Raw genomic sequence first — 14,123 nt, 5'->3', positions numbered from 1 at the left:
GAATCGGCTGTTACTAATCTTTTACATTCAATCTCAGAAGTTACTGCTTCCGCCAACTAATATATGAACGCATTATTTGTTATCACCGGCTTAGGTATCGTTTCTCTTCTTGCAGAATTTGGCAATCTGAAAAGATGGCTTACTGCATTTGTGATCATCGGTATGATAGCGGCTGTTGGGCTGGCTGTTGCTGATTGGATACACCATGGCGATGAAGCCACCATGTACTTTAGCAATATGCTGGTGTTCGATAACCTGGCATTGGCATTTACAATATTGATAGGACTTGCAACCATTATCTGGTTCTGGCTATCGGCCGATTATTTTGCTACACAAACGCATCGTACCGATCGTACTTCACTGGTCGTATTTGCTGTGGTTGGTTCGGTGATCATGTCATCGTTCAATAACATGGCGATGCTCTTCCTTGGTATAGAGATACTCTCTATGTCGCTATATGTATTGGCAGGAAGTAAAAAAGATAGTCTAACTTCTACGGAAGCTGCATTCAAATATTTCCTGATGGGTTCATTCGCTACAGGCTTTCTCTTGTTTGGTATAGCCCTGATATACGGAGCAACCGGTTCATTCCACATCCATACGATAGCTGAGACACTGACGGCTAATCCAACAGGCTTCCCTACATTCTTCTATGCCGGTATATTGTTGATGATGATTGGTCTGGCGTTCAAGATATCGGCGGTGCCATTCCACTTCTGGGCTCCTGATGTATATAGCGGTGCACCTACTACTATAACAGCCTTTATGTCTACTGTAGTAAAAGTTGCTGCCATCGCTGCCTTCATTCGTATCTTCTCAACGTGCTTCGTTGCAGCCGCTTCTACCTGGACTACCGTTCTTACCGTAATCACTGTACTTACACTCGTGATTCCGAACGTAACAGCCGTATATCAGACATACGTAAAGCGTATATTGGCATATTCCAGCGTTGGTCATGTGGGATATATACTCCTCGCATTTATAGCAAACCCTTCTGGTACCGATACTATATTTTATTATCTGGCCACCTATACTGTAGCATCACTGGCAGCATTCAGTGTGTTGCATTTAGTAGAAGGCCCTGCAGAAGAAACTACGATAGACTACTTCAACGGTCTGTATAAAAAGAACGCATGGCTCGCTGTTACCATGACCATAGCGTTGCTATCACTGGCAGGTATACCACCACTCGCTGGCTTCTTCGGAAAGTACCTGGTGTTTGCGCAGGCAATCAACCACGGCTATACCAGCTTGGTAATCGTAGCCGTAATAACATCCCTCATCGGTGTATACTATTACTTCCGCATCATCATCGCGATGTACTTCCGCGAACCGGAAGGAGCTACTATAGAGATTCGTGGCTCGCACAAAGCACTATTCTTTGTACTGATAGTATTAAGCTTTGCACTGGGCTTATTCCCGGATGCAGTACTTAAACTGGTTACTGGTTTCTAAGTTACTTCTGCTAATGTAGAAGCAGATAGAGGTGCGACTCTTTGTTTCTTCATGCAGTATTCGTGATTCGTTAATAGTTATTCGTTATAGAAGGCTTTCACCTACACACGAGTCAGGGCGAGAGCGTATTACACTATTATAGATTCTGTGCCATTCTGTGGGAGACATTTGCCTTTCACTTCGCCATTCATGGATCGGTGTTCCTTGTTCAATATCCATTGCTCAATGCCGCCACTGGCTGTCTTCGCGTTCATATCTCTGACTCTACAGCTCCAATTAGTGTTCTCATAGCTCTTTAGATCATTATAATTTTCCTGATGCAGAGGGCCCACTTTGCAAAACCGGATTTTATTTGTTTTATTTACTTAACAAAATATAAGGATATAGTTTTGTTAAGGATATGCCAAAGGAATTTTTAGGAGAGTTTGAGGAAATAATATTGACACTGGTGGCAGCACTGCAGGAAGATGCTTATGGTGCTGCCATTGCAGAAGAAATTGAGACGCGATTAAAGCGCGAGGTCAATCTTAGCGCTGTGCATGTAACCTTGTATCGCCTCGAAGACAAAGGCTATATCAAGTCAGATTTAGGAGGAGCAACCAATGAAAGGGGAGGAAGAAGGAAACGAATATTTAAAGTTACAAGTGCCGGTATGGCTATGTTAAAGGCGATGAAGGAAGCCCGTGTCGATCTTTGGAAACTCGTGCCACAACTCCGCATTGTGAGTAATTGAAAATGAGTACCTCTATGGAAGAAAATAAAAGAATAACTCCTCCAGGATTCCCATTTCAACTGTTGTCGTGGTTTTGTCCTGCGCCACTATACGAAGAAATAGAAGGTGATCTGTTGCAGAAATTTAACAAGGATGTAAAAGTATATCACGAGCGAAAAGCAAGACGAAGATTGCTGTGGAATGTGATTCGCTTTTTCAGACCAGGCATCGTTCTCCGAAATAAAATAACATGGTCATTACTCCCACTCTATATGATTGCTAATTATCTGAAGATTGCCCTTCGCATCATGTTGCGAAATAAGAGTTATTCACTGATCAATGTATCGGGTCTTGCGCTCGGCATGAGCAGCGCTATTTTGATAGGCTTGTGGATCGGATATGAATTTAGTTATGATCAGTTTCACCAAGATAAAGATCGGATATATAAGGCCTGGAATAGAAATACATTGGATGGTCAGCTCCAGTGCTGGGATCGTACACCCCGTATACTTGCACCAACATTAGCGGAAGAGTATTCAGCGGTGGAAAGTGCCGTGAGTGTGGTTGACTATAGTGCGGCATACTTGTTTACAGTTGGCAATACGCGGCTGATGATGAACTCTGGCATATTTACCGATGAGGGGTTCCTGACTATGTTTTCGTTCCCCTTACTAAAAGGAGATGCATCCCGTGCATTACAAGAGCCATCCTCACTGGTTATTACAGATAAATTTGCTCACCAACTGTTTGGCGATAAAGAAGCATTAGGTGAGACGGTGACGATCAGCGATGCCGGGTATAATTTTCAATTTATTGTTACAGGTATACTACAAGATCTTCCGGGTAATACTGATTTTCATTTCGACTATATAATTCCCTTTAAGTTCATGGAGCAGCTTGAAGGAAAGCAAACCGACTGGCAGAATAATTCTGTTGGCACGTATGTAAAATTGAAGAAGGGTACCGACCCTGATTTATTCAATGAACAAATCAAAAAGATAACGGCATCGCATGTCAAGGATGAGCAGACTATGGAAGTATTTCTTTTTCCACTTACCAAGATGCGGTTGTATTCACGCTTTGAAAATGGTGTACAGGCGGGTGGCCGTATTGAGATCATGCGCATGATGGCAATTCTGGGTGTTTGTCTGCTGGCAATAGCGTGCATTAATTTTATTAACCTGAGCACGGCACGGGCACAAAGGCGTTCAAAAGAAGTTGGTATTCGAAAAGTTACGGGTGCTTTTCGTTATTCGCTGGTCGCACAGTTTCTTTCAGAATCTGTACTCATGGCATTGGGGGCTGGTATTATTTCATTGGGTATTGTCTATACGAGCCTTCCGGCTTTTAACAACCTGGTAAAGCAGGGCATTACACTCGACTTTCAAAATATAGCTTTCTGGATATCAGCAGTTGTGTTTGTAATTCTGGTGGGAATTTTAGCAGGTATATATCCGGCTCTATATTTATCGTCATTTAATCCTATACGTGTTATCAAGGGCGCGTCCGTCAGTTCAGGTAAAAATCGTCTTCGAAAATTACTGGTCGTATTTCAGTTTGGTTTTGCAGTGTCGCTTATTATAGCAGCCACCGTGGTTTACAACCAGATTGTATTTGTACAACATCGCGAAGTCGGGTACTCGAAGGATAACCTGGTATATCATTTTATTACCGGAGACCTGGATAAAAATTATAGCGCATACAGACGGGAATTACTTCAGTCGGGGTATATCGAGTCGGTAACGAAAACCAGTTCGCCAATAACAGAAGGCTGGAGCAAAACTTATGCGCTGGATTGGCAGGGAAAGGATCCGGAAAGTAAATTAATGGTCGATAGATTTTATGTTGATGAAGATATTACCAAAACGGCAGGTATTACGCTCATGGCTGGTCGCGATATGGATCTTGAACGCTATCCTTCTGATTCAACAGCTGTACTTCTCAATGAGGCTGCAGTAAAGATCATGGGATTTAAACAACCCGTTGGAGAACTTATCAGAGATGGAAGAACCGAATGGCATGTAGTGGGTGTCATTAAAGATTTCGTGCTTACATCTCCTTTTCAAAAAGTCAAACCGATGGTGTTGCAAGGAAGTAAAGGATGGTTTACCGTAATACACTTGCGTCTCAATCCACACAAACCGATGCAGCAAAGTATAGACTATATTTCAAAATTGTTTACCAAGTATAATCCAGCGTATCCGTTTGATTATTATTTTGTAGATCAGGAATATCAAAAGAAATTTTCCGGCACACAAGGTACTTTAACCATCACCACGCTGTTCACTTCTATTGCTATTTTTATAGCATGCCTCGGACTCCTGGGATTATCAACCTATATGATTGAATCGCGGACAAAAGAAATTGGTATACGCAAGGTAATGGGTAGTTCTACTTTTGGCATTATCAGGTTGCTGAATGGTGAAGCTATCAGACCTATACTATGGGGCATTATATTGTTCAGTCCGGGTGTATGGTTTGGAATGAACTGGTGGCTTCAATCTTTTGAATATCGCATAGCTATATCTCCTTGGATTTTTATAGCGGGTGCCACACTGATTCTGGGCATTGCTGTGCTGACAATCTCGTATCAAACCTATTCGGCCGCGCGTGCTAATCCTGTGAAAAGCCTGCATGCTGAATAGGTATATAAAAGATGTTTTACTTGAATAACAAACAAGGAACATCGATTGAAGAATGTTGCAGTTGATAACGGATTGCGATAGCTAATGAAGCCGTCTTCGCCCAGTATGCAACTGTAGTAAAGCAATATTGTAATGATGTTGTGTTTCCCTTTTTTGATAAGTATAGGGAGTATTGAATCTTTAAATGATTTTATAAAAAAAACACCTGAAGAAAAATTGACCTATCACATTGGCGGGAGTTTCAGTTGAAAAAATGATCGTGCTGAAATGGTGTAATGATCCGGAATACGATAGCTATGCAGAATATGTAAGACAAGTATTTGAATCGATTAAAGACTTGGGAGATGGAGAGTATATTCCACTTCTGAATGCATATTATGAATTGGCGGTCCGGCTAAAAGAAAATACATGGCGGTAGAAGGCTTGAAGTTGCCCCGACCTTCTTTTGATTTCTGTTTAGTCGTGCTTACCTTTCGGCATGTTAAAGAAATCCTTATGCTATGTAGTGCTTGTAACCATGATGTTACACTGTGCCAGCCGGCTTGGGGTACTTTCTTTTTTATATGAGAACAGGCATTCCATTGGGTACTCCATTGGCCTTATCGCAGAAATCCCAATTGCCATGTGTAGCAGTGATTATGATTTCAGCAAAGGATTAAAAATAGAGCATCGGGATTCTGATCAGGGAATGCCCCGGAGTTTTATGCATGCCCGGGAGATCAACCTGTTTTTTATTTCATCCTTTAATTTACCAGAACCTCCGTCTGACTTTCATTCGCAGAAATGGTTGGTCAGCAACATTCAAGAGTATCATTCTATTCCGGTTCCTTCGGTTTTTCATCCTCCGGCTGTTCAGCTTTAATGGTTTTTATTATTTAGTAAACCTCTGGTCGCACACATGATCAGCAGTGTTTCTATCCGGTTCTAACAAATTTCAATTCAGTAAAACTTTAAAATGAATAAGTCATTTCTTTTGACGGTTGTGCTATTTATAGCAACCTTCTATAGCAGCTATGCGTGCGAGATATGTGGATGTAGCAATGGTAATTTTCAAATTGGTCTTTTGCCAAATTTCAATAAAGGGTTTATGGGATTTCGGTATTCGGCCTCCAGGTTTAGTTCTCATCTTCGCGATGATGCTTCCGAGTTCAGTCATGATTATTATAAAACCTTAGAGCTTTGGGGAGGCTATAATTTCAGGAAGTTACAGGTAATGGGTTTCATGCCTTATGTGATAAGCCGAAAGGAAAGCGATGATGGAATTACGAATGCAAGCGGATTTGGTGATTTACTTTTATTGGTAAATTATAAGATATGGAGTACTACTTCGCTTAGCGAGAATGAAAAAGTTACGGTACGGAACGAGTTGTATGTTGGCGGAGGAATTAAACTACCTACCGGTGTAAACCGGGTTGATACGGATAACCCTGATTTCAATATTGGCGATTTCAATTCACAGGCAGGAACAGGAAGCGTAGACTATATTTTCAGTGTAACTCATAACCTGATGTGGAACCGCAGCGGTATAGTAACCAATGTGGCATACAGAGTAAATACCGCCAATCAGCAAGACTATAGATTTGGTAACCGTACCTATATCAACACATCGTACTACTACACATTTACAAAAGCAGCTACGAAGATAAAACCCAATGTTGGTATCAACTATCAGATTAACGCCATCAACAAGTTTGAAGGTGCCGAGGTTGAAGATAGTAATGGATATAATTTTAATTCTACCGTGGGTGTAAATGTGCTGCGTAAAAAGATAGGTGTTAATGCGATGGCAGTTATTCCGGTTAAACAGGATATGTATGACGGGCAAACGAAATTACAATCAAGAATTTTGCTTGGAGTAACGTATTCTTTTTAAAGTATATAATTGCTTCGCTATAGGCGCCTATAGCGAAGCAATTTATCTGAATTGCGAAATTGAATATTGAACAAGGAACATCAATCAACGAATGTAGAAGTGCAGTAACTATCTTCCGGACTTTCGGTCTACCTAACTTTCCGACTCTTGCATTTATCTGCGAGATCTGCGGGAAATAAATATGGAACGAAGAACACCGATCAACGAATGTCGGAGTTGGCAGTGATGATAAGGGAAACACTTTTCACGATTAACGGATGCCCCCTTAACGATTCACGAACCTGACTTTTTAACAAAATCATAAACATCTTTCCAACGCCAACAATCGCCCGGCAGAGCCGGAATTTGCCCATTCTGTGTACCTGACAAATCGGGTTGAACGGTGTGTCTATTGCTTTTTCCTGTCAAAAAAACTATCTTCAATCGATTGCTAAATCTTAAACCATGGGAAAAGTTAAAGACATTCTGGATGCCAAGGGCCGGGCGGTCTATTCCGTTCCACCTGATGTTACTGTCTACCACGCCATCGAAGTGATGTGCGAAAAGAATATTGGTGGACTCATAATCATAGAAAATGATAAGATGGTCGGCATCTTTACCGAGCGTGATTATGCCCGTAAACTTATTCTCAAGGGTAAATCTTCAAAAGATACCTTGATCAGGGAGTTGATGACTTCCAAAGTGATCACCGTTTCTCCGGAAACATCTATTGAAGAATGTATGTGGATCATGAGCAATAAGAAATTCCGCCACCTTCCGGTAGAAGAGCAGGGCGAACTCGTGGGTGTGATCTCCATCAGCGATGTTGTCCGCACCGTTATTAACGAACAGAAATCCATCATCGAACATTTGGAACAATACATTGCCGGGCAGTAGATTTAGTGCATGGTGATGAAGAGCGTCTTCATCCCTCAGCTATACTAAATTTCCTCGCATGTTGTTGAACAAGAATCTTCGCCTGTACAGAATCCTCCGGATTACCTGGCGGGTAGATATGATCATGCTTGCCAGTTGTGCAGCAGCTCACTATATAGATATAGTATGGCTGGCCGATGTAGATATACCGGCAGCGCTGCCGGCACTGATGGGTACAGCCATTGCCTTCTTTATAGGCTTCAACAACAACCAGGCATACGGACGATGGTGGGAAGCCCGCATCATCTGGGGAGCACTCGTGAACGATTCGCGTTCATGGGCCAGGAGTTTATTGGCCTATTGCTGCATACCTGTTAGCGGTAATTTTCGAGTAGAAGATATAGCACGTTACCAACGAACCATGATATACCGGCATATAGCATTCCTGTATGCATTGAAGTCTTCCCTGCGAAAACGCGATCACGAGGAGTTTGAGAAATATCTTTCGCCCGAAGAAACTGCGCATGTAAAGACCTTCGCGAATATACCCAATGCTATACTGGACTTGCAGAGTCGCGATCTGCAAAAGCTGTCGCAGGAAAATGTGATCGATGGATTTCGCTTCCGCTCCTTCGATGAACTGATCCGAAACTTCTGCGATAGCATGGGCAGATCGGAGCGCATCAACAATACCGTGTTCCCCACCACCTATATTTACTTTACGCGCCTTTTCATCTGGATGTTTGTGATCCTTACTACCATGTCCATCGCGCATGCCGTGGGGCATTGGTCTATCCTGTTAGGATTCATGGTGGGATTTGTATTTCATATTACCCACATTAACGGTATGAATATCCTGAATCCTTTCGAGCATAATCCTTCCGGTGTCCCTATCAGTAGTATTACGCGTACCATTGAGATAAACCTGTTGCAGGCATTGAACGAAAAAGATATACCACCGCCACTCGCCCCGATCAAGGAAGAATATATACTGTAATACACCCGGTAAAAATCTGTGGTAACCCATAGGGATGCTATAGAAGCATCGTTTTCTTTAATGGTTTAATCTACACATACCATGCGCTCATCTATTTCCTGGTAACATTCGGAAAGGCTTTCTCTATTTATAGCGTTTAAGAGGAGGAAGTATGAGCACAAGAGGTAACCGGTTTACGATCTACAGGGGCATCCTGCAAGTGGTGGCATTTGCCGCAGGCGTGCTCATGTCGGTGAACGCTTCGGCTGTTACGGGATTTATTGAGAACAAGGGGCAGTGGCCTTCGCAGGTACTCTTCGCTGCCGATGTGCCCGGTGGTAAGCTATACATTGAACGCACGCGACTGCTATATTCTTTCTTTGAAGCTCCCCACGAATCGCACAATCACCCGGTGCAGGAAGGTAACGGTAAAGATGTTTCCGGGTATAGATCGGAATCATTGATGGCGCATGCCTTCGAAATAAAATTTCTGAACGCCAATGTCATTGTGCATGCCGAAGGAACCGGTGCCTTGCAAACACGCTATAACTATATATATGGAAGCGACCCTTCACAATGGAAACAATCGGTGAAGGCTTATGAAGTAATCGTTGTCAGTAATTTGTATGATGGTATAGATCTGAAACTGTACGCCAACGGCTCTTCTATCAAATACGACCTGGTGGTGCATCCGGGCGGACGTATACATGATATACAACTGCACTATAACGGCCTCGACAGTGTACAACTCAAAGAGAAACAACTGCACCTGAAAACGCACCTCGGTGAAATGATCGAGATGGAACCGTATGTATACCAGATAACAGACGAAGGAAAGAAAGATATACCCTGCCGGTATACTCTGAAGAATAATATAGTACGCTTTGATTTTCCAGAGCGTCCTGATCCGACAGCTACTGTGGTGATTGATCCGTTGATCATCTTCTCGGCATATTCCGGTTCAACTACGGATAACTGGGGAAATACTGCTACCTACGATGAGGCCGGAAATGCGTATGCCGGTGGTATAGTATATGGCGCTGGCTACCCGACACAAGTAGGATCATACCAGATATTTTATGCTGGCGGTGTGTGGGATATAGGCATTATGAAATATGATTCTGCCGGTACTAAATTGGAATATGCTACATACCTGGGTGGCAACGCGGCCGAAACACCTCAAAGTCTTTATGTAAATCATGCAGGAGAGTTGCTGATACTGGGCACAACCAGCTCACGAAATTTTCCGGTAACAAATGGCTCTGCATTTTCAGGCGGAACAAACTTTACTCCGATGGATGGCGTGCCCTATGTAAATGGATCGGATTTGTTTGTAGCCAAACTCAGCAGTGATGGAAGCCGCTTGCTCGGAGCTACCTATATAGGCGGAAGCAGTAATGATGGAGTGAATTTTATTTCCGGTTCGTTTGATGACCCCGGTATGGTGCAAAGTCCGCTATGCAAAAACTATGGCGACCAGTTTCGTGGCGATATCATTACGGATGCTAACGATAATGTATATATATCTTCCAACACAACATCGTCTAATATGCCGAAAGCTTTGAACGGTTTTAGCGGAGGAACGCACGATGCAATAGTGGTAAAGATTGCTTCTGATTTATCTGCGATCACGTGGAGTCGCTATCTAGGTGGAACCGGAACCGATGCAGCCTATTCATTAAAGCTCGATAATAACAACACTATATTTGTAGCAGGAGGAACCACCAGTTCAGACTTTGATGGTATAAATGGCTATAAGAAAACTAAGGGTTCCGATATAGATGGCTGGATCGCGCAGCTTTCAAATGACGGGCAGCAGATCATAAACGCTACCTACCTCGGTACATCGAGCTACGATCAGGTATATTTTGTGGATATTAATACTAACCAGGAGATATATGTATTAGGGCAAACGCAGGGAAGTTATCCCGTATCGTCAGGTGTATTTTCGCAGAGCAGAGGCGGACAATTCATTCATAAACTTTCGCACGATTTGCAGTCGTCCATTTTCTCAACCGTGTTTGGTTCCGGTAATAATTCTCCTAACATATCGCCTACAGCATTTCTCGTAAATGATTGTAACAAGATATATGTAGCAGGCTGGGGCGGAGCATTGAACACTACGGTTATATCGTATCGTTCAGGACCACGGATTGTAACGATCACGCGCAATTTTGTCGGAGGCGATACGTATGGCCTTCGTGTTTCGTCTGATGCCTATCAAAGTACAACATCCGGAAATGATTTTTACCTGATGGTGCTGGATACTGATGCTTCTTCTTTTCTCTATGGAACATTCCTCGGAGGAAATCAATCCGTGACACATGTAGATGGTGGCACAAGTCGCTTCGATAAGCGTGGTATAGTATATCATGCGGTGTGTGCAGGATGCGGAGGGTATTCTGATTTTCCCGCGGTTAACTCACCGGCCGGCCATGCAAAAAATGCTGCCAGAACCTACGCACAATGTAACAACGCTATATTTAAGTTTGACCTTGCCACACTGCGTGCCAACATTCGCACCAACTCGGTAGCCTTAAATGATCCCGGTATAGATACAGTATGCTATCCTAACCCGATTGTATTTCAAAACCTGAGCAGTGGTGCCAAGTATTATGTATGGGATATGGGCGATGGTACGACCTATACCAAGCAGGATACCAGCGCGATCACGTATACGTATCAATCACAAGGTATATATCATGTTACCCTTACAGCCTACAATGCAGAAACCTGCGAAGGTGAAGATATAGCATCCGTAGTAGTTTCGGTATTTGATGTAAATATACAGGTAGTGGACGATGGCACGATCTGTAAAGGAAGTCAGTATCAATTATCCGCTACAGGCGGTGTGAAGTATCGATGGTCCGATCGAAAAGGAAACCTGATATCATCGGTTTCAAGCCTGCAGGTTAGTCCGGAAGATACAACTACCTATCACATCGTTGTTGAAAGTAACGTAGGTTGTTCGATTGCTGATTCGGTAACCGTGAATGTTATACCGGCATCGGATTATGCCTTGAGCATCGATAAACATTTCGATTGCTGGAATCGCCCCACCGTTCGTTTCAACTATACAGCAAAAGATTCTTATACCTATACCTGGAATCTTGGCGATGGCACATCTTCAGCCGAACAAAGCTTTGAACATAATTACCCGGCTGATGGTATATATACTGTGGACTTTCACAGCGCGAACGAATATTGCTCGTACGATGAAAACATAAGGCTAAATATAGTCACTATAAAAATACCCAACGTAGTTACGGCCAACAACGATGAGCGCAATGATGTGCTCGTAGTGCAAGCCCCCGACCAGGTAGATATCAAGATATATAATCAGTGGGGCCGACTCGTCTTCCAGGAAGAGAACTACCAAAACGACTGGGCAGGTGCGGGGCTAAGTGAAGGCGTCTACTACTACCGCGTAACCGTACCAACCGAACAAACCTCCTGCAAAGGTTGGGTACATCTTATTAAGTAGAAAGCGTAAAGCTGAAAGCCTAAAGTGAAATGCACTCCTGTCTTTGGCTTTCAGCTTTCCACTTTAAGCTTTGTGCTTTTCTGTAAATTCTGTGGGAAACAAATGCATTCCCCATTGGGAAACTCATCGGAAATGTATTTAAATTGACATAGCTTACAGACCTGTCTGTAGGATAAATCATTTTCACTACAACCCAAACAGCGATATATAGTATTATGAAACAATATATACTGGCCCTTGATCAGGGCACCACCAGTTCGCGCGCTATTGTCTTTGATCATGAAGGAACCATTCAATCTGTAGCACAAAAAGAATTTCAACAGATATTTCCGAAGCCCGGCTGGGTAGAACATGACCCGAATGAAATATGGGCATCGCAAGCCGGTGTAGCAGCCGAAGCAATCGCGAAGATCGGGATCAACGGAAAATACCTCGCGGCTATTGGCATTACCAATCAACGCGAAACAACTATCGTGTGGGACCGTGAAACAAGCCAGCCCCTGTATAATGCTATTGTATGGCAAGACCGCAGAACATCTGCGTACTGCGATGAGTTGAAAGCTCAAGGTCTCTCTGAAACCATCAAACAAAAAACAGGACTGTTCATCGATGCATACTTTTCTGCTTCCAAGATTAAATGGATATTGGATAACGTAGAAGGCGCGCGCGCCAAAGCTGAACAAGGTAAACTTGCGTTTGGTACAGTAGATACATGGCTCACCTGGAAACTTACCAATGGCAAAGTACATGTTACCGATGTAACCAACGCCAGCCGAACGATGATCTTTAATATACATACTTTGTCGTGGGACAAAGAGTTGCTGAAGATCTTTACTATACCGGAAAGTATGTTGCCGGAAGTGCGCTCGTGCAGTGAGGTATATGGCGAGACGGGCACAACAATCTTTGCCAGTAAAGTGCCGATAGCCGGTATAGCAGGCGATCAGCAGGCTGCATTATTTGGTCAGGCATGCTTCGAGCCGGGCATGATCAAGAATACGTATGGCACCGGTTGTTTTATAGTAGCCAACATTGGCAACAAACCCGTTGTTACGAAAGACTTGCTTACCACGATTGGATGGAAAATAGGGAATGATGTAACGTATGCTGTAGAAGGATCTATATTTATAGGAGGTGCTATCATTCAATGGCTTCGCGATGGTCTTGAATTGTTTACGTCTTCTGCACAGGTAGAAAAACTGGCAGCACGTGTTGAAAATTCGGATGGAGTATATCTCGTGCCCGCGCTTTCCGGACTCGGTGCTCCGCATTGGGATCCGTATGCACGTGGCTTGATCATCGGGTTAACACGCGGCACTACCAAAGCACATATAAGTCGTGCAGCACTGGATGCCATTACGTTTGATGTAAAGAGTATAACCGATTGTATACAACAGGAAGCCGGCATTACGTTGAAGGAGTTGCGTGTAGATGGCGGTGCATCCGTCAATAACATGCTCATGCAGTTGCAGTCGGATGTGATGGATAAGATTGTGATCCGTCCGAAGATTACCGAGACCACGGCGCTGGGTGCTGCTTACCTCGCAGGGCTTGCTACCGGCTATTGGAGCGGCCAGGATGAAATAAAAAAATATTGGCAGGAGGATAAACGTTTTACTCCCGGTAACAATAAGGAAACACAACAGAAGTATTATCGCACCTGGAAGCGCGCAGTAGAGCGAGCCAAGGGCTGGGCCAACGAAGAAGAGTAATATATAGCAGTAAACAACGATACACCTATACGCATGAATCGATCCACCATGATAGAAGCACTCCGCCAGCAGGGAACCACACCGTGGGATGTGCTGATCATCGGAGGAGGAGCCACCGGTTTGGGTGCAGCGGTAGAGGCTGCATCGCGCGGATATAAAACGGTGCTGCTGGAGCAACACGATTTTGCAAAGGGTACTTCGAGCCGCAGTACAAAACTTATTCACGGAGGTGTTCGCTATTTACAACAGGGAGATATAGGGCTCGTATTGGAAGCGTTACACGAACGCGGACTCTTACGACAGAATGCACCTCACCTGGTACGCAATCAACAATTTATTATACCGAATTACGAATGGTGGAACGGTCCGTTCTATACCATTGGCATGAAAGTATATGATATGATGGCGGGC

The 14,123-nt window shown here is 43.5% G+C and carries 11 protein-coding genes; 10 read left to right on the top strand and 1 reads right to left on the bottom strand.

Translation table 11 applies throughout. The features are described from left to right. Positions 1–63: 63 nt before the first annotated feature. Positions 64–1,455, top strand: a complete 1,392-nt coding sequence (locus VIN08_RS28320) for an NADH-quinone oxidoreductase subunit N (RefSeq protein ID WP_331973081.1) — start codon at positions 64–66, stop codon at positions 1,453–1,455. Positions 1,456–1,583: 128 nt separating this feature from the next. On the opposite strand, the gene VIN08_RS28315 is transcribed toward VIN08_RS28320, so the two are convergent. After that, positions 1,584–1,709, bottom strand: a complete 126-nt coding sequence (locus VIN08_RS28315; RefSeq protein WP_331973079.1) for a hypothetical protein — start codon at positions 1,707–1,709, stop codon at positions 1,584–1,586. Positions 1,710–1,855: 146 nt separating this feature from the next. Between VIN08_RS28315 and VIN08_RS28310 the strand changes: the two genes are divergently transcribed. The 9 genes from VIN08_RS28310 to VIN08_RS28270 form a co-directional block, all read left to right on the top strand. Further along, on the top strand, positions 1,856–2,188 hold the full coding sequence (locus VIN08_RS28310; protein WP_331973077.1) for a PadR family transcriptional regulator: 333 nt from the start codon (positions 1,856–1,858) through the stop codon (positions 2,186–2,188). A 14-nt stretch (positions 2,189–2,202) separates the two neighbouring features. Next, entirely contained in the window at positions 2,203–4,812 is a 2,610-nt protein-coding gene (locus tag VIN08_RS28305) for an ABC transporter permease (RefSeq protein ID WP_331973075.1), read from the top strand. A 478-nt stretch (positions 4,813–5,290) separates the two neighbouring features. Then, positions 5,291–5,674: a hypothetical protein gene (locus VIN08_RS28300; protein WP_331973073.1), complete on the top strand. Its 384-nt coding sequence runs from the start codon at positions 5,291–5,293 to the stop codon at positions 5,672–5,674. A gap of 93 nt (positions 5,675–5,767) precedes the next feature. Further along, on the top strand, positions 5,768–6,685 hold the full coding sequence (locus VIN08_RS28295; protein ID WP_331973071.1) for a hypothetical protein: 918 nt from the start codon (positions 5,768–5,770) through the stop codon (positions 6,683–6,685). Between the two features lie 444 nt (positions 6,686–7,129). Continuing rightward, entirely contained in the window at positions 7,130–7,561 is a 432-nt protein-coding gene (locus VIN08_RS28290; protein ID WP_331973069.1) for a CBS domain-containing protein, read from the top strand. Positions 7,562–7,619: 58 nt separating this feature from the next. Then, positions 7,620–8,537: a bestrophin family protein gene (locus tag VIN08_RS28285; protein ID WP_331973067.1), complete on the top strand. Its 918-nt coding sequence runs from the start codon at positions 7,620–7,622 to the stop codon at positions 8,535–8,537. A gap of 151 nt (positions 8,538–8,688) precedes the next feature. Next, on the top strand, positions 8,689–12,000 hold the full coding sequence (locus VIN08_RS28280) for a gliding motility-associated C-terminal domain-containing protein (RefSeq protein WP_331973065.1): 3,312 nt from the start codon (positions 8,689–8,691) through the stop codon (positions 11,998–12,000). Between the two features lie 215 nt (positions 12,001–12,215). Next, entirely contained in the window at positions 12,216–13,712 is a 1,497-nt protein-coding gene (gene glpK, locus VIN08_RS28275; RefSeq protein ID WP_331973063.1) for a glycerol kinase GlpK, read from the top strand. 33 nt (positions 13,713–13,745) lie between these two features. Beyond that, positions 13,746–14,123, top strand: a 378-nt coding sequence (locus VIN08_RS28270; RefSeq protein ID WP_331973061.1) for an FAD-dependent oxidoreductase, incomplete at its 3' end; no start/stop codon positions are given.

The sequence above is a fragment of the Ohtaekwangia sp. genome (genome assembly GCF_036568665.1).
In the GTDB taxonomy this organism is placed as follows: domain Bacteria; phylum Bacteroidota; class Bacteroidia; order Cytophagales; family Cyclobacteriaceae; genus Ohtaekwangia.
This window is presented reverse-complemented; position numbering and strand designations above follow the sequence as displayed.

Coding starts and splice junctions, on each gene's coding strand:
- VIN08_RS28320 (WP_331973081.1), top strand. CDS start 64: ATGAACGCATTATTTGTTATCACCGGCTTAGGTATCGTTTCTCTTCTT.
- VIN08_RS28315 (WP_331973079.1), bottom strand. CDS start 1,709: ATGAACGCGAAGACAGCCAGTGGCGGCATTGAGCAATGGATATTGAAC.
- VIN08_RS28310 (WP_331973077.1), top strand. CDS start 1,856: ATGCCAAAGGAATTTTTAGGAGAGTTTGAGGAAATAATATTGACACTG.
- VIN08_RS28305 (WP_331973075.1), top strand. CDS start 2,203: ATGGAAGAAAATAAAAGAATAACTCCTCCAGGATTCCCATTTCAACTG.
- VIN08_RS28300 (WP_331973073.1), top strand. CDS start 5,291: ATGTTAAAGAAATCCTTATGCTATGTAGTGCTTGTAACCATGATGTTA.
- VIN08_RS28295 (WP_331973071.1), top strand. CDS start 5,768: ATGAATAAGTCATTTCTTTTGACGGTTGTGCTATTTATAGCAACCTTC.
- VIN08_RS28290 (WP_331973069.1), top strand. CDS start 7,130: ATGGGAAAAGTTAAAGACATTCTGGATGCCAAGGGCCGGGCGGTCTAT.
- VIN08_RS28285 (WP_331973067.1), top strand. CDS start 7,620: ATGTTGTTGAACAAGAATCTTCGCCTGTACAGAATCCTCCGGATTACC.
- VIN08_RS28280 (WP_331973065.1), top strand. CDS start 8,689: ATGAGCACAAGAGGTAACCGGTTTACGATCTACAGGGGCATCCTGCAA.
- glpK (WP_331973063.1), top strand. CDS start 12,216: ATGAAACAATATATACTGGCCCTTGATCAGGGCACCACCAGTTCGCGC.